Here is a 16,134-nt window from a genome sequence, read left to right as displayed (position 1 = left end):
TCGCGAGTTTAATAGGTGACCGGACCGTGAACCCGTGAGGAGTGCACCATGACCTACAGCGTGACCAAGACCGAAGCAGAGTGGCTGGCAGAGCTCGGACCCGTGCAGTACAAGGTGCTCCGCGAGGCGGGCACCGAGCGCGCGTGGACGGGAGCCCTCCTCGACGAGAAGCGCCCCGGCACCTACAACTGTGCGGCCTGCCACGCGCCGCTCTTCCGCAGCGGCGCGAAGTTCGACTCCGGCAGCGGGTGGCCGAGCTTCTACGAGTCGGTGAACCCCGACGCGGTGGAGCTCATCACCGACCGCTCGCACGGCATGGTGCGCACCGAGGTGCGCTGTGCGACGTGCGGCTCGCACCTGGGCCACCTCTTCGATGACGCCTACCAGACCCCCACGGGCGACCGGTACTGCATGAACTCGCTCTCGCTCGGGTTCCAGCCCGAGTGAGCGCCCGCGACGCGCTGCACCGTCGGCGGTCCCACCCGCGCGTGACCGCCGACGCGCCCACCCACGAGGAGCTGCTCCCGCTCGTCGAGTCCCTCGCGGCGATCGCCGACCACGCCGCCCTCCGGCCGTGGCGGCTCATCGAGCTTCGCGGCGCGGCCCGTGAGCGGCTGGGCGATGCGTTCGTGGCCAGCAGCGGGCTGGCGGGCGAGGATGCTGCGCGTCTTGCCGCGAAGCCGCTGCGGGCATCCCTGCTCATCGCCGTCGTCGTCGCCTACCGCGAGAGCTTCAAGGTGACCGACTGGGAGCAGGAGGCGGTGGCCTCCGGCGTCGCGCACACGCTGAGCCTGCTACTCGACGAGGCGGGCTGGGGCGTGATGTGGCGCACCGGCGGCCACACCCGCGCCGAGGCGGTGCGGTGGATGCACGGCCTCCAGCCGAACGAGCAACTGCTCGGCTGGCTCTACGTGGGCGGGGTCCTCGACGAGGTCAAGTCGACGCCGCGACTGCCCCTCGACCCGGGCGAGTTCCTCAGCGTGCTCGGGTAGCGCCGCGGTCGAACCGTCGCGATGACCACCGCGACGAGGGTGAGCGCGGTGCCGAGCACGGTGGTCCAGGCGAGTCCGCCGCGGTCAGCCGGGGCGACGACGTCGAGCAGGAGTGACATCAGCAGCTGACCGGCGATCGCGCAGAGGCTCTGCAGCAGCACACCGATGATCGGGGTGGCGAACGCGAAGCCGGCGATGAAGATCATGCCGATCACGCCGCCGACATAGAGGTAGGGCTCGGGGGCGAGGTGCGCGGGCCAGCCCGCGATGGCGGTGTGCACGACGGCGAGGATCACCAGCGCAACCGATCCGCCGAGGAAGTTGATGAAGGTGGCCGTGAGCGCCGAGTTCGAGAGGGTCTTGACCTGACCGTTGACGGCCTGCTGCCAGCCGAGCAGGAGGCCGACGGCGAAGGGCATGACGAGCATCCACGCCGGAACCTGCCCGCGGAACTCGGGCGCCACCGCGATCGCGACGGCGACGAGCGCCAGCACCGCGCCGATCAGCCGCGGGGGCGTCACGACCTTGGCGGGGATGCGGCCGAGCCCGCGGGCGTCGATCGCGAGGCCCGAGAGGGTCTGACCCGCCACCACCGCGACGGTGAAGAGCGCGACGCCGAGGATCGCCGCGGTGAGCCCCTGCGAGAGCACGAAGAGCGCGCCGGCGACCCCGCCGCAGACGTACCACCAGGTGAGCTCCCGCGTGCGAAGGGCACGGATGATCGTGCCCAGCCCGCGCCGGCCCCGCGGCGACAGCGCCACGATGATCGCCAGCAGCACGAGTCCCGAGCCGAAGGAGAGCACCGCCGCGATGAACCCGTCGCCGATCTCGTGGCCGAGCTGCCCGTTGATGCGCGACTGCAGCGACACGAGCCCGCCGCACACGACCGTGAACAGCACCGCCGTGACGAACGCGGCAGTGGAGTGGTGCGGGTGCGGAGGCGTGCCAGGCTGGATGATCGGCTCGGGCTCGCCGCCGCGGCCGGAGCCCGGCGCGGGGTCGCTGTGGGGAGGCATTGCTCCAACCGTATCGGGCGGGCGGTGAGTGCGCGGGCTGTGGGCGTGAGCGGCGGCGGGGTGGGCGCCCGGTAATATTGGCCGGTCGCCTCCTTAGCTCAGTTGGCCAGAGCATCGCTCTTGTAAAGCGAGGGTCGTCGGTTCGAATCCGACAGGGGGCTCAATCAAGTAACTCGTCGGACTTTGGCTCGAATGCGGGTGAGCGGCCGAATGCCGTAGCAGTTTCAGCTCGCGCCCACTGTCCGCTTAAACCTGACAATCATTCGTGATTCAAGGACTATGATCACGACGAAAAGTCAGGCTCCGTAGTGCGCCCATAGCGTTGGATCGGATACCGTCCTCTCTTGGAGGACAAGATGGATGAGGGACTGCTCGAAGCCATTCGCACGCAATCCGCGGTGATGATCATCGGGACGGGCCTCTCAGTGGGCGCATCCGAGGGCGCGGTTTGCGCAAATTGGGCCGGTTTGATCGAGGTCGGGATCGAGCAACTTCTCGCGAGCGGCGTCAAAGACGAGGAGTGGGCCGAAACCGTAAGAGCAATGATCGCGCGAGGCGAAACCTCATTCATGGTCCAGGCCGCGACGCAAGTTGGAGACACTTTCAAATCTTTGGGGGACGTCGCGTACGCGAAATGGCTGCACGAGACGATTGGCAACTTGCCCCTTATCAATGCATCTACCGCAACCGCAATCGCTGCTCTCCCCATCCCCATTCTCACGACAAACTACGACAGCCTTATCGAGCAATCTAGCGATCGCGGTTCTACCACGTGGGAACAGGCGGGCGAGATGCAGCAAATTCTTGCAAACCGTTCAAGGTCCATCGGTCATCTGCACGGAATATGGGATCACCCCAGTTCCATAATTCTGACGAGTGAAGATTACGGGCGTCTACTCGGGAGCGAATCGGCTCAGGCCATTCAACACGCTTTTGGTGCTAGCAAAAGCAGTATCTACGTCGGCGTCGGCGGGGGGCTATCGGATCCCAACTTCTCCAGGTTCCTGGACTGGCAGCGGGACAAGTTCCCCAACCCCGGTCTAAGGGACTACCGCCTTTGTACCGATTCTGAACTTAGCGAGCTCCAGGCCGCCCACATCGCAGACAACATAATTCCTATTTCCTATGGTCAATCCCATACAGACTTGGCGGCCTTTGTTGGCGAAATCCAAGCGCATCTGTCAGACATGGCTAGGTCAGATGTCGGGCTCTTGTTCGACCCTGTGGGTGAAGTCCGGGCGGAATTTGCTGCGGCGCTGCGTGAAGACGTCATCCTTGGTCAGTCACTTGAGGTCGACCGGGGGCTCGCACTTGACGAAGTCCTATTGCCGCCAATTCTTCTACCTGTGCCGAACGCACAGTATGTAGCGAGCAAAACTTCTGGGCAGGAAGTCGAGTCAATCGAACGCCTAGAGATGAGCGCCGACCTCCAGACCAACGAAATCATTCTCTTGGTCGGCGAAGAGGGTTCTGGGCTGACGTTCACGGCGAGGTTGATGTCACTGCGTGCTTCGCAGATGTTGCCGCTCTTGGCACCCGTTTACTTTAACTTCACAGAGTCTCGAATTGAACTCAGGCCCATACTCAACGGACTCCGACGAGCTGTCCGCGAGGTTGGCTGGCCCCTTGGTAAGAACGATGACTTACCCCCTCTTGCCATTGCAATCGATGATTTCAGTCCGTATGTCCAGAAGGTTTCTGACCGCGGGGTAGCCGATATCGCGAAGCTTAGAGGAAGTTTCGTTGTCGTGGCCTGCAAGCAGGGCACTGAAGAGGATGTGAAACGAAAGCTCGCCGCGGCAGGTATTTCAGTTCGAGTGCGGTACGTGGGGAAGCTGGAGCGCTCCGACATCGAGCATCTCGCGAAAATTGCTGCTCCTGGTCAATTCGCGGCGCTTGCGAACGCTGTGATCGATTTGCTGCGGTCGGAACACCTGCCGCGAACGCCTTTCACGGTATCTCAACTCCTTTACATCCTCATGAGCGCGGGCTCGATTGGGTCTAACGCATCGACAACATCCGTCCTTGACGAGTATGTAGCGCTGTTGCTTGGGCGTGGAGACCCTCACGACGACGCGCGCATCGGGCTAGACCACGAGCAGCGCATGGCCATTTTGGAACGCTTGGCAGAGAAGTTTGTCGAGCTCGACAAGGCCGGAATGGCGGAATCGACGGCGGTCGCAGCAGTCGAACAGATCATTGAAACGCTTGGCTGGCCGGAATCTGCAATGGACGTTCTCCAGAACTTTCTCGACAGACGGGTATTAACCAAACGGTCCGGCTATGTCGTATTTGCGCGGAGCAGCTACCTCCATTTGTTCGCCGCAAAGCAAGCGAAAAAATCGATCACCTTTCGCGATAGGTTGCTGGCCAGGCCGCTTTATTACGTATCCGCTATAACCGACTACGCGTCACTAAACCGCCATGATGACGTACTCCTGGATCGGATCGAGCAACTACTAGGCGAACTGAAGTGGTCGGAGGAGAGAAGTGAGGTTTTCGCGGAGATCGAGCCTTCCGAACCCTCCTTCGAAGAGATTGAAGAGAGTGCTGGCGAGGACGGCTCACAGCTGTCTCAGGGTACTCAGGTCGAGCCGCCATCGGCCTCTGATTCACTCGACGTTTTTTCGGATGATGACCCCCCGCCATTTCCGGTGTCCAATGAAGAGGACGAGCCGAGGCTGTGGAAACAAATTCAGACTGTTGACCTATGCTCTCGCATACTGAGAGACGCGGACCAAGCGGGCGACGTCGATAGAAAGAAGTCGATACTCGGGACGCTGATGCATCAATGGGGCGACATCATCACCGAGCTCGACGCCGACGAATCCTTCCAAGAACTTTTTGCAGGCATCGCCGAAGGACTGCGCGCACAGTTCGGCGACGATACACAAGTTGGGCAAGCGGAACGCGACTTCTTGGACGACCTACACAAGATTCTTCCGGCCGCCATTGCATTCGGCGGCATCACCGAAACTCTCGCCTCGCGGAAGTTGCTGAAGTCGATGTCACGCCTCGTCGACAGCGGCGAAGCCGCTGTCGAGCCGGAGACGGCCGTCGCATCAATCTTTTTCCTGATCGCCGTATCTGAGTCGGGGTGGGCCACTCAGGTTAAGAAAATCCTCAAAAATCAGACGAATACTTGGATAATCCGCAACTTCGTGTTTTCCCTCTTGCTCTCCGCGTATTTCGGCTCGGACGCGTCAAACGCGGATGATGTCCCAATCTTGGAGGCGCTCGTCGAGGTGTTGGCGCACTCGCACAAATATGCCGACGAACCAGAAAAGGCGCGCCACTCTCGCTTGATACGATCCAACATGCAGGCATTTCGGGCTACTCAAAGAAATAAGGAGCGGTCCCAAGCGGCCATCGCAAATCGATCCGATTGATCGAGACATGGATGCGTCGACACATTATGAACCCCGGCACAGTGGACACCCTCAAACGACGATCGCGTGAAACATATCGACCAGTACCAATATCCGCGCTACGCGCGCAGGTTGGCAAGTTTCCGACCTCACCCATCCCGGGCTCCCCGGCATCCGATTTGGCGCGATGACCGGCCGGTGATTGGTCTGGATGACGTTTGCTGCAAAGCCTCAGCAGTTCCGTCGTCCTGCGGTGGAGTATGCCCGGCGCGGACAGAAGCCGGGCGCTGAGATCGCGGTCGGGCTGGCGGCCCGCGAGTCACGCCTTAAAGGACTGACGGCGCAGGCCAATGCCGGGGAGCTGACAGCGGCGGGATCACTCGACTTGCGCGCCGAGTCGGGTTGCGTGCCGCACGAGATCTGCACACTGGCGATGGCGTTCGAGATCCTGAAGTAGGTGAGGGGGGGTATCTCGCGACGCAGAACGTCCTCGCAAAACTTGTCTTGGCGTAATCCTCGGCTCAGCCTTGACGCACTTTCTGGCGCGGCGATCCATCAGGTGCTGACGGAGTAGTCGTCGGTGCAATATGAGCGGGGATCCGGAGGTCCGCCAATTTGCATGTCCATCATGCTCATCCCAACGACACACTCCGCGACTCACATATGAATGCCCCGGAGCACGACGCGCCTTCCGTCGTCATGCCCATATTGTTCTCGGCTTCCAGTCGCAGATCAGTGATCGTCGGGTTGAATGGCTTGCTCTACGGCCCGAGCTGCGGAATGTTCGCCACCGCGGGTGGCGTCGAGGCACAGGCTGCCACGTGAAGGCGGCTTTCGAAGGGCGCATGAAGCGGGTCTTCCTCGCCAATGCCCCCTATCGCCTATGGATGACCGAAAACACCACGCACCGAACTGGTGAGGACAGGCTCTTCAGTGCGCTGCACGCCCCGACGCGCGCTGCCGTCACCGCTGTGGCGAGTGGGTCACCGATCGCCTGCGCGCCGAACTAGTTGTGACGCGCTTGACATAGCGCGAAGGGTTCGAAGATCGGTCGGCGCGGCGGTTGACTGGGATCGCGATGGCCCGTCCGCCGCTTGGCCGGTCGGGGCCCGGCTAAGTGAACAGGGTCTCGCAGGATCGATGGGCAAGGTCGCCTGGAAGCTACCTCGACGCCGTCCTGGAATCGTTCTTTGGGCGACGACAATCGAACTCGTCGACCACCGATCCTGACCAACCGGAGGCGCCTCGCGATCGAGGTTCTCGAATGGTTCCATGCGTTCCACAAGCCCAGAAGACACCACGTCGGACACTGCTACCGCGACCCCTACGGAGTCGAAGCCATGCCCACCACCATCGCTAATACGGCATGAACAACGAAACAAATCAATCAGGCAACGGCGGGGCAGGGCGCGACCGCATTCCGCATCAATAGCGCTGACGAGCATCACTATCTCAAGTCTCAAGGAGCAACGAAGAGCATGGAAGATGCCCTCACCTGCCAAGCGGCGAACGCGCGACTCATCGGGACGCCGGGATCCGGCCCGGATCTCGAGGGTAGTGCTGCCCCGACACGATCAGTCCCGCATTTCTGTTGGCACGCCCTAGCGACGCGCGGCACGATGAGCTGACTGAGCAGACCGAGCGAGTCGAGATGCCCGAATCGCACACGAGATGACCAGGATGCCGAGAGCGCCAGCGTTGGCCCGATCCGTACCCCCGCTTCGGGCTCCGCGCGAGACCGTTGAGAGAACTGCCACGACTACCGCGACTGCCTGAAGCGAGCAATCCGTCGTCGGTCGGACGCGATCGGAAGTGACTGGGGCCGGGTGCACCGTCACTCTCGCCGACTGCACTACAGGCTCAGTACACGGGCATGACGTCGAGTACGCCTTCGGCCAGTTCGATGAGCGACCTCGCGACCGGTATCGCGTCGCTGACGTCGTCAACGTCAGCAGTCTTGTCGCCTGTGTCGGGATACTCGGTCGAATTCCGGAGCCGCCGCATCCAATCGAATAGCCGGATCTCCTTGCCCTTCGGCGGATCGAGTTGCGCACGGACCGCCTCATAGATTGTCAGGTGGGCGCCTTGACCACCAGCACGAAGACCTTGATTGACCAAGATCGCGGCCAACGCCTTGCGGGCCGCGTCATAGGCGAGCTGGAAGGCGCCCTCCGGGTCGGACCCGCTGAGTACGGTCGCCGACAGAACATGGCTCCTGGCCGCCTGGAGGTAGCTGTCGGCGAGGTCGCGATTCGCGGCGACTTTGGACAGCCGGCCCTGCGCGATCAGCCGATCAATCTCGGCGCGGCCGTTCTCCCAGCGCGTGAGCATCCGTTCCTCCGATGAGCAATTCGACATGCGGTCGTTCTCGAATAGTCGTCAAGAATAGATCGTCGCCCGCGTCCCACTTCTCCGCAGTCACGCGTGTCATGGTGACCTCGCGCCCGACTCGGCGGCTCACCGTGTCGGCTATGTCCTCGAGCGTCGCCCTCGACGCGTCTCCCACCACCAGCACGTCGATGTCTTGCGGTGGCGCACCAAACTCGCCGGCGTAGCGCGCCGCCCATGACCCATAGATGAACGCGCGCTCGACGCCGGGCACTCCCTCCAGCGCCTCGGTGAGCAGTGCGCGCGGGCCGTAGGCGTGAAGAACGATCTCCGCCAGCGGGCGGTACAGCTCGTACCCTTCGTTCGCCCACACCACGCGCGCCTTTCCCACGCGCTCTTCGCGCACGACCTGACCCAGCGCCAAACGCTCGATCTCGGCGTGCACTCCCGCGTACGACGACCCGATGTGCTGCGACAGCTCGCGAATGGTCCACTTTCTCGCCGGGTCGACGATGAGCGCCCCCAGAAGGTCGCCCTGCGTGGTGGACCGCAGCAGAGGCGACAGGGCCGAGACCGTTTTCTTCATAAAACGATCATATTATCGTTTTATTACAAATGAAACTGCCGCCGCGCGAGCGGGCCGATGCTCGTGACACCACATCCCAGCAATTTGACACCACAGGGTATTGACGTGACACCACTGTGGTGTCATAGTGATGACATGGAACTCGCGCAGTACGTCACCGACCTCCAGCGGCAGCTCGTCAGCAGCGCCGACAGCGGCAACGAGGAGACCCGCGCGGTCGCCGAGAAGCTCGCCGCCGGCCTCGATGCCGCAACCCGTCTCGTGCTGCTCGACGTGCTCTCGGCCGCGGTCGGCGAGATCACGCGCGACCTCGCACCCGGTTCCGTCGACCTTCGGCTGCGCGGGCGCGAGGTCGAGTTCGTGGTGACCACCCCGGCGACCGAGGGCGAGACGGATGACCCGCCCACCGCATCCGTCGACCTCGACGATGCCAGCACCTCCCGCACGACCCTCCGCCTCCCCGACGCCCTGAAGGCCCGGGTGGACGAGGCCGCCGCGGCCGACGGTCTCTCGGTCAACACCTGGCTGGTGCGCGCGGTCGCCGCCGCGCTGCACCCCCGACAGCGACGATCAACCCAGCGCACCCTGCGCTCGGGCGACAACTTCGCGGGCTGGGCCCGCTAGGCCCGCCCGACCGCAGCATCCACACAGCCCCGCGACCCCGCGGGGAGGAACAGACACGCCCACGGAAAGGGAGGCGCCAGCATGCCCACATTCACCACCCCCGAGCCGATCGACCTCGCAATCACGCTGCAGGTCGGCAACATCGAGGTCTACGCCAGCGAGCGCGGCGACACCGTCGTGACGGTAGAACCGACGAACCCCACCAAGGCGGTCGACCGACGCGGCGCCGAAGAGACACGCGTCGAATTCGACGCCGGCCGGCTCACCATCGCCGGCCCCAAGCCCCGCATCAGCTGGATCGGGCCGACCGAGTCGGTCGAGATCACGGTCGAGCTGCCCGCCGGGTCGCGGCTCACCAGCGAGCTCGCGGTCGGCGGCCTGCGCACGGTGGGCCGGCTCGGCGCCACGCGCGTCAAGAACTCGATGGGGCGCGTGGAACTCGACGGCGTCGGCGACCTCTGGCTGCGCGCCGGTCACGGCAACGCGAGCATCGACCACGCCGACGGTACCGCCGAGATCACGGCCGACCACGGGCAGATCCGGCTCGGAACCGTCACCGGCGACGCGATCCTCAAGGCATCCCACGGGAGCGTCTTCGTCGGGGAGGTGGGCGGCGACCTCGACGCGAAGCTCTCCTACGGTGACCTCGAGCTCGCCACCGCGCTCGGGTCGGTGACCGCCAAGACCGCCTACGGCAGTATCCAGCTGGGTGAGGTGTCGAGCGGGTCGGTTCAGCTCGACAGCGGCTTCGGTCAGGTGACGGTCGGCGTTCGGCCGGGCACGCCGGCCTGGCTCGATCTCGCCTCGAAAGACGGTCACGTGCGCAACCAGCTGGAGAGCGACCACGGCCCGGGCGACAGCGAACAGTCGGTCGCGATCCGCGCCCGCACCCAGTACGGCAACATCACCGTGCAGCGCGCCCGCTGACGGCGACCCGAGAGAGAAAGGAACGACGACATGACGACAGCGATCGAGGTGCGGGCACTCCGCAAGTCCTACGGCGGCACCACGGTGCTCGACGGGGTCGACCTCGCGGTCGAGGCGGGCACGGTGACCGCGCTGCTCGGCCCGAACGGGGCCGGCAAGACGACGACCGTGCACATTCTCAGCACCCTCGTGCGCGCCGACTCCGGCACGGCGCGAGTCCTCGGCCACGACGTCGTGCGCGAGGCCGACGCCGTGCGCGCCGTCATCGGCCTCACGGGCCAGTTCTCGGCGGTCGACACCCTCCTGACCGGCGAGGAGAACCTCCTCCTCATGGCCCGACTTCGGCACCTCGGCGCCCGCCGCTCACGCGCCCGGGTCGCCGAACTGCTCGAGCAGTTCGAGCTCGGGGACGTCGCGCGCAAACCCCTCTCGACCTACTCGGGCGGTCTGCAGCGGCGACTCGATCTCGCCATGACGCTTGTGGCGACCCCGCGCGTGATCGTGCTCGACGAGCCGACGACCGGCCTCGACCCGCGCAGCCGCCACGCCGTGTGGGACATTGTTCGCGGCCTCGTGCGGGACGGCACCACGGTGCTCCTCACCACGCAGTACCTGGCCGAAGCGGACGAGCTCGCCGACCAGATCGCTCTGCTCGACGGCGGGCGCATCGTCGCAAGCGGCACCCCCGACGAGCTCAAGCGGCGGGTGCCCGGCGGCCATATCCAGTTGCGCTTCCCCACCACCGGTGATCTCGCGACCGCCGCCCGCATGCTCGACGACTCCGACCGCGACGACGAACTGCTGACGCTGTCGGTGCCGAGCCGCGGCGGGGTCGACTCGCTGCGCGCCGTGCTCGACCGCCTCGACGGGGCGGGCGTCGAGGTGGAGGAGCTGAGCATCCACCAGCCCGACCTCGACGACGTCTTCTTCGCACTCACCGGCCAGAAAGGAACAGAGGGATGACCACGCTCACCACCCCCGCCCCGGCATCGCCGCGCGCCCACCGCTCGCACGCGCTCGCCGACTCCGTCACGATGCTCCGCCGCACGCTGCTGCACATCGTGCGCTACCCGGGACTGTCGATCTTCGTGATCGGCGGGCCCGTCGTGCTCCTGCTTTTGTTCGTCTTCGTGTTCGGCGGCGCGCTCGGCGCGGGGCTGCCCGGCACGGGGACGGTCGGGGCACGCGCCGCCTACCTCGCCTACGTGATGCCGGGGATCCTGCTGATGACCATCGCGGGAACGGCGGGCGGCACCGCCACGACCGTCTCGATGGACATGACACAGGGCATCACGGCGCGGCTGCGCACCATGGCGATCTCGCGCGGGGCCGTGCTCGCAGGGCACGTGCTCGGCAACACGATCCAGGCGTTCATCGCGGTCGCGTTCGTGCTGGGCGTCGGGGTGCTCATCGGGTTCCGCCCCACCGCCGGCCCGCTGCAGTGGCTGGCCCTGGCCGGGCTGCTGGCGGTCATCGCGTTCGCGATCAGCTGGCTCGCGGTCGGGATGGGAATCCAGTCGAAGACCGTCGAGACGGCGAGCAACCTGCCGCTGCTGCTCACCTTCCTGCCGTTCCTCGGCAGCGGATTCGCCCCGACCGACTCGATGCCGGTCTGGCTGCAGTGGTTCGCGCAGAACCAGCCCTTCACGCCGTTCATCGAGACCGTGCGCGGTCTGCTCCTCGGCACCCCGCTCGGCGTGAACCCGGTGCTCGCCCTCGGCTGGAGCGCGCTCATCGCGCTGGGCGGCGCCGTCTGGTCGGTCGCGATCTACGAGCGCAAGTCGGTGCGGTGAGGGATGCCCGGCGCGGCCCACGGGCGTGCGCCGGGCATCCGCCACCCGGCCCTACTGCACCGACCAGCCGCCGTCGGAGGCGAGCACCGCGCCGTTGATGTTCACGCCGTCGTCGCTGAGCAGGAAGGTGATCGAGGCGGCCAGCTGCTCGGCCGTCGCGAGGGTCGGGATCTGCGTCTGGTACGGCGTCAGCTTCGCCTGACCCTCCTCGGAGACGTGCGCGGGCATCGGGATGCCCGTGGCGACGCCGCCCGGCGCGACCGCGTTGATGCGCAGTCCCTCGCGCCCGTACATGAAGGCGGCGCTGCGGGTGAGGCCGATCACGCCGTGCTTGGAGACCGTGTACGCGTTGCCCGAGGCATTGCCGCGCAGGCCGGCCTCGGAGGCGACGTTGACGATGGAGCCCCGGCCCGCCGCCAGCATGACGGGGATGACCGCCCGGCTGAGCTTGAACCCGCCGGTCAGGTTCACGCCGATGACGCGTTCCCACATGGCGTCGGTGGTCTCGTGCAGGGGCGAGAAGTCGTCGTTGATGCCGGCGACGTTGGCGAGGCCGTCGATCCGGTCGCCCGCCGCCGCGACGATCGCGTCGATGCTCGACTGCTGCGTGATGTCGCCCGCGACGGTGACGAGAGCGGCACCGGGCAGCGCGGAAACCAGCTCCGCGAGCCGTTCCGCCGAGATGTCGACGGCGACCACTCGACCGCCCTCCCCCGCGATGCGGGTGGCGGTGGCGCGGCCGATGCCGGAGGCCGCGCCCGTCACGATGACCGTCTTGCCCGCGAACCTGCCCGGGGTGATGCGCTCGACCCAGCCCTCGGGCTCTTCGTCGTCGGCCTCCGCCGGGTCGACCGCCACTCCCCCGTTGGCCCCCAGCACGAGGTCGTCGACGAGCGACTGCGGCATCTGGCCCTGGCTCATCGTGACCAGTTGCTGCAGGGGCAGCAGCTTGAGCGGAGCGAGCACGCGCTCATCCACCCCTCCCTGGCTCAGCAGTTCACGGATGAGCGGCCCGCCCACCGGGTGCTTCAGCCACGATCCGATCGAGCTCTTCGCGGTGAGCGGCTTGTCCTTCGCCATGACGGTGTCCTTCGTTCGAGTGGGGTCGGCGCGCCCTCGCGCCGCGCGCCGGGCGACTCGCTCGACGCGCCACCATCCTATATTCTGCGCATGCAGAAAAGTCGAATCGGGGGCATGATGGACTCGACATGGCGAACCAGGACACCGCGAACCCCCGCGGCCGCGGCCGACCCCGAACCATCGACCTCGACCGCATCGTCGCCGCCGCGCGCGCCCTCGACCCCGAGACCGTCACGCTCCAGGCCGTGGCCGACTCGCTCGGCGTGCAGCGCCAGAGTCTGAGTTACCACGTCAGCGGCCGGGATGACCTGCTCCGCCTGCTCGCACTCGAGGAGGTGGCCGAGCAGACGCGCGCCGGTCATCCGGCTGAGCCCGTCGTCGACGCTCGGGACTGGGCGAACGCCGCCCGCCACTTCGCGGTCTCCCTGCGCGACGCGGTCGGGCGCATGGGCGTGCTCGCCCGTCACCTCAGCCCGCGGGCCGATGACCAGGCCCTCTTCCTCGCCCCGGCCGAGAGCCTCTTCAGCGCGTTGTTCGCCGCGGGTCTTGATGAGCGCACCGCGGTCGCCGCCCTCGGCACCCTGGTCGACCTCGCCCTGAGCGCCGGGCGCGCGACCGCCGCCGACGCGGAGGCCCGCCGCAGCCAGGCCGAGGAGGTCGAGGCGCAGCTTCTCACCGGCGACGACACCCCGCTGCAGGCTCTCCGCCGTGCGGCTGCCGCCCACGCCCTGCTCGACCCGGACGACCAGTTCGCCTTCGACGTCGAACTGTGCGTGCGCGGGATCGGCTCGCTGATCGAGGAGGCCGCCGCGCGCGACGGGGAGCGGTAGGCGACGGCCTCGCGACGGCACGCGCTAGTGCGGCAAATTGCATCCAATTAGCGTCAATGTCGACCAAAAAGCTGGCCTGAGCCCCAGAAATCAGCAATAATGTATCCAATCTTGGACGAAGACGTCAGACGTCGCGGTACCGGACGTCGGTGACACGCTCCACCCCCGCAGCACCGGGGCGGCACTCATCGACACCGCCACTGCACCGGGTCTTCGCCTGGGCGATCAGCAGACCCATCCGAAGGAGCACCATGGCTATCGCGACCATCAACCCGGCGACCGGCGAGACGGTGAAGGAGTTCACCCCGCACGACGCCGCCGAGACCGACCGTCGCATCGGCGAGGCCCAGGCCGCCTTCGAGGCCCTGCATCACACGACCTTCGCGGAGCGCGCCGCCTGGATGCGCGCGGCCGCCGACCTCGTCGAAGCCGACGCCGATGAACTCGCCCGCATTCTCACCCTCGAGATGGGCAAGCCGCTCGCGCAGGCGAAGGCCGAGGCGCTCAAGTGCGCCAAGAACATGCGCTTCTACGCCGAGCACGCGGAGGGATTCCTCGCCGACGAGCCGCTCGCCGACCCCTCCTCGGTCGGCGCCTCCCGCGCCTACGCGCGCTACCAGCCGCTCGGAGTGGTGCTGGCCGTCATGCCGTGGAACTACCCGCTGTGGCAGGTCATCCGCTTCGCCGCCCCCGCCCTGATGGCGGGCAACACGGGTGTGCTCAAGCACGCCTCCAACGTTCCGCAGGCGGCCCTCTACCTCGACACCGTGTTCGAGCGCGGCGGCTTCCCGGTGGGGTCGTTCCGCGCGCTGCTCATCGGGTCGCGCGAGGTCGAGGCGGTCATCCGCGACCCCCGGGTGAAGGCCGTCACGCTCACCGGGTCGGAGCCGGCCGGTCGCTCGGTCGCCTCGATCGCCGGGGCCGAGATCAAGAAGAGCGTCATGGAGCTCGGCGGATCCGACCCCTTCATCGTCATGCCGAGCGCCGACCTGGAGGCCGCCGCCGCCAAGGCCGTCACGGCTCGCGTGCAGAACAACGGCCAGTCGTGCATCGCCGCCAAGCGCTTCCTCGTGCACAGCGAGGTCTACGACGCCTTCGCCGCGCTCTTCGCGGAGAAGATGCGCGCGCTCGTGGTGGGCGACCCGACGGACGCGGCGACCGACGTGGGGCCCGTGGCCACCGCATCCGGCCGCGACGACCTCGCCGAACTCGTCGACGACGCGATCGCGAAGGGTGCCACCGTGCTCGCGGGCGGCAAGGCCGTCGAGGGCCCGGGCTGGTTCTACGAGCCCACGCTGCTCACCGACCTGAGCGACGATATGCGCATCGTGCTGGAGGAGACCTTCGGACCGGTCGCCTCGCTCTACCGCTTCGAGTCGCGCGAGGAGGCGCTGCGCATCGCCAACCAGACGACATTCGGTCTGAGCTCCGCGGTCTGGACGACCGACGCCGCCGACGAGGAGTACTTCGTGCGCGAGCTCGAGGCGGGCGCCGTCTTCATCAACGGCATGACGATCTCCTACCCCGAGCTGCCGTTCGGTGGCATCAAGGCCTCCGGGTTCGGTCGCGAGCTCGCCGCCGAGGGCATCCGCGAGTTCTGCAACGTCAAGACCGTGTGGAAGGGCTGAGGAGTGGGATCGCGAGCGACGGAAGGGACCACCATCGATGACTGAGATCGGATTCGTCGGGCTCGGCACCATGGGCAGCGCGATGGCGCGACGCCTCGTGGATGCCGGACACACGGTGCGCGTCTGGAACCGCAGCGCCGCCGCGGCCGCTCCGCTCGTGGCGGCCGGTGCCGTCGCCGCCGAGAGCCCCGCGGAAGCGCTCGAGACGGGACTCGTCTTCTCGATGCTGGCGAACGACGCCGCCGCTGACGCCGTCTTCAGCGCCGAGGCGCTCGCGGCGTCGACCAGGCGACCGGCGCTGCACGTGAACATGGCCTCGGTGAGCCCCGCTCTCGCGCGCGCTCTCGCCAGCCGGCACGCGGACGCCGGCGTGGGCTACGTCGCCGCCCCCGTGCTCGGGCGCGTGAACCTGGCCGCGGAGGGCAAGCTCAACATCCTCGCGGGCGGCGACCCCGCGCTCGTCGACGGTGTCCTGCCGTACCTCACCGTGATGGGTCAGCGGGTCTGGCGCATCGGGGAAGAGCCGGCGCAGGCGAACCTCGTGAAGATCGCTGTGAACTTCAACATCATCCACGCGATGGAGGCGATCGGCGAGTCCATCGCGATCGTCGAGAGCCACGGCGTCGACGCGAGCGGCTTCGTCGAGCTGCTGACGAGCACCCTCTTCGGCGGAGTGAGCTACACGGGCTACGGCGACATCATCGCCCACCGCCGGTACCAGCCCGCGGGCTTCACGCTCCCCCTCGGCCTCAAAGACCTGGGGCTCGCCGAAGACGCCGCAGCCGAGGTGGGCATCACCCTGCCGACCGCGCCGGCGCTGCGCCGGGTGTTCGAGACGGCGCTCGCGCAGCCCGGTGCCGAGGCACTGGACTGGTCGGCGATCGCCGAGGTCAGCCGTAACTCCGCCGGCTGACCGCCGAGGCGACCGGCCTCGGCCCGGCTGCGGGCGCACCGCGCGCACG

15 protein-coding genes and 1 tRNA gene are annotated in these 16,134 nt (G+C 66.7%); 12 read left to right on the top strand and 4 right to left on the bottom strand.

Annotated features, from left to right (window positions below; all coding sequences use genetic code 11):
• The first annotated feature begins 48 nt into the window (after positions 1–48).
• Entirely contained in the window at positions 49–447 is a 399-nt protein-coding gene (gene msrB, locus G3T37_RS13540; protein ID WP_163474413.1) for a peptide-methionine (R)-S-oxide reductase MsrB, read from the top strand.
• On the top strand, positions 444–992 hold the full coding sequence (locus tag G3T37_RS13535; RefSeq protein WP_163474412.1) for a nitroreductase family protein: 549 nt from the start codon (positions 444–446) through the stop codon (positions 990–992). Before msrB ends, G3T37_RS13535 begins: the two co-directional genes overlap by 4 nt.
• On the opposite strand, the gene G3T37_RS13530 is transcribed toward G3T37_RS13535, so the two are convergent.
• Positions 908–2,008: a DMT family transporter gene (locus G3T37_RS13530; RefSeq protein WP_163474411.1), complete on the bottom strand. Its 1,101-nt coding sequence runs from the start codon at positions 2,006–2,008 to the stop codon at positions 908–910. The genes G3T37_RS13535 and G3T37_RS13530 overlap by 85 nt on opposite strands.
• Positions 2,009–2,095: 87 nt before the next feature.
• Between G3T37_RS13530 and G3T37_RS13525 the strand changes: the two genes are divergently transcribed.
• From G3T37_RS13525 to G3T37_RS13515, 3 genes are all read left to right on the top strand, one after another.
• Positions 2,096–2,169: transfer RNA gene (locus G3T37_RS13525), tRNA-Thr, on the top strand.
• A gap of 195 nt (positions 2,170–2,364) precedes the next feature.
• The gene (locus tag G3T37_RS13520) at positions 2,365–5,397 is read left to right on the top strand and encodes an SIR2 family NAD-dependent protein deacylase (RefSeq protein ID WP_163474410.1); all 3,033 of its coding nucleotides are present in this window, start codon (positions 2,365–2,367) and stop codon (positions 5,395–5,397) included.
• Between the two features lie 190 nt (positions 5,398–5,587).
• Positions 5,588–5,833, top strand: coding sequence for a hypothetical protein (locus tag G3T37_RS13515; protein ID WP_163474409.1), 246 nt, complete (start codon positions 5,588–5,590; stop codon positions 5,831–5,833).
• A 1,403-nt stretch (positions 5,834–7,236) separates the two neighbouring features.
• Here the strand turns inward: G3T37_RS13515 and G3T37_RS13510 are convergent.
• Positions 7,237–7,707 carry a HEPN domain-containing protein gene (locus G3T37_RS13510; RefSeq protein WP_163474408.1) on the bottom strand — a complete coding sequence of 157 codons (471 nt, stop codon included), beginning with the start codon at positions 7,705–7,707 and terminating at the stop codon, positions 7,237–7,239.
• A complete protein-coding gene (locus G3T37_RS13505; RefSeq protein ID WP_163474407.1) occupies positions 7,670–8,290 on the bottom strand; it encodes an NAD(P)/FAD-dependent oxidoreductase in 621 nt (206 codons plus the stop codon). The genes G3T37_RS13510 and G3T37_RS13505 overlap by 38 nt, the downstream gene beginning before the upstream one ends.
• Positions 8,291–8,425: 135 nt before the next feature.
• Between G3T37_RS13505 and G3T37_RS13500 the strand changes: the two genes are divergently transcribed.
• The 4 genes from G3T37_RS13500 (at position 8,426) to G3T37_RS13485 (ending at position 11,634) form a co-directional block, all read left to right on the top strand.
• A complete protein-coding gene (locus G3T37_RS13500; protein ID WP_163474406.1) occupies positions 8,426–8,914 on the top strand; it encodes a type II toxin-antitoxin system HicB family antitoxin in 489 nt (162 codons plus the stop codon).
• Between the two features lie 81 nt (positions 8,915–8,995).
• Positions 8,996–9,841, top strand: a complete 846-nt coding sequence (locus G3T37_RS13495) for a DUF4097 family beta strand repeat-containing protein (RefSeq protein ID WP_163474405.1) — start codon at positions 8,996–8,998, stop codon at positions 9,839–9,841.
• 30 nt (positions 9,842–9,871) lie between these two features.
• On the top strand, positions 9,872–10,804 hold the full coding sequence (locus G3T37_RS13490; RefSeq protein WP_163474404.1) for an ATP-binding cassette domain-containing protein: 933 nt from the start codon (positions 9,872–9,874) through the stop codon (positions 10,802–10,804).
• On the top strand, positions 10,801–11,634 hold the full coding sequence (locus G3T37_RS13485; RefSeq protein WP_163474403.1) for an ABC transporter permease: 834 nt from the start codon (positions 10,801–10,803) through the stop codon (positions 11,632–11,634). Before G3T37_RS13490 ends, G3T37_RS13485 begins: the two co-directional genes overlap by 4 nt.
• 51 nt (positions 11,635–11,685) lie before the next feature.
• On the opposite strand, the gene G3T37_RS13480 is transcribed toward G3T37_RS13485, so the two are convergent.
• Complete coding sequence (locus G3T37_RS13480; protein WP_163474402.1) at positions 11,686–12,714, bottom strand: SDR family NAD(P)-dependent oxidoreductase; 1,029 nt, start codon at positions 12,712–12,714, stop codon at positions 11,686–11,688.
• Positions 12,715–12,842: 128 nt separating this feature from the next.
• Here G3T37_RS13480 and G3T37_RS13475 point away from each other — a divergent pair, with 128 nt between their 5' ends.
• The 3 genes from G3T37_RS13475 to G3T37_RS13465 all read left to right on the top strand — a co-directional run bounded on the left by G3T37_RS13475 (position 12,843) and on the right by G3T37_RS13465 (position 16,085).
• Positions 12,843–13,544, top strand: a complete 702-nt coding sequence (locus tag G3T37_RS13475; RefSeq protein ID WP_163474401.1) for a TetR/AcrR family transcriptional regulator C-terminal domain-containing protein — start codon at positions 12,843–12,845, stop codon at positions 13,542–13,544.
• Between the two features lie 251 nt (positions 13,545–13,795).
• Positions 13,796–15,172 (top strand): NADP-dependent succinic semialdehyde dehydrogenase, encoded by a 1,377-nt coding sequence (locus G3T37_RS13470; protein WP_163474400.1) that lies wholly within the window; start codon positions 13,796–13,798, stop codon positions 15,170–15,172.
• A 37-nt stretch (positions 15,173–15,209) separates the two neighbouring features.
• Positions 15,210–16,085 carry an NAD(P)-dependent oxidoreductase gene (locus tag G3T37_RS13465; protein WP_163474399.1) on the top strand — a complete coding sequence of 292 codons (876 nt, stop codon included), beginning with the start codon at positions 15,210–15,212 and terminating at the stop codon, positions 16,083–16,085.
• Positions 16,086–16,134: the final 49 nt, after the last annotated feature.

The sequence above is a fragment of the Galbitalea soli genome (genome assembly GCF_010686725.1).
In the GTDB taxonomy this organism is placed as follows: Bacteria; Actinomycetota; Actinomycetes; order Actinomycetales; family Microbacteriaceae; genus Galbitalea; species Galbitalea soli.
This window is presented reverse-complemented; position numbering and strand designations above follow the sequence as displayed.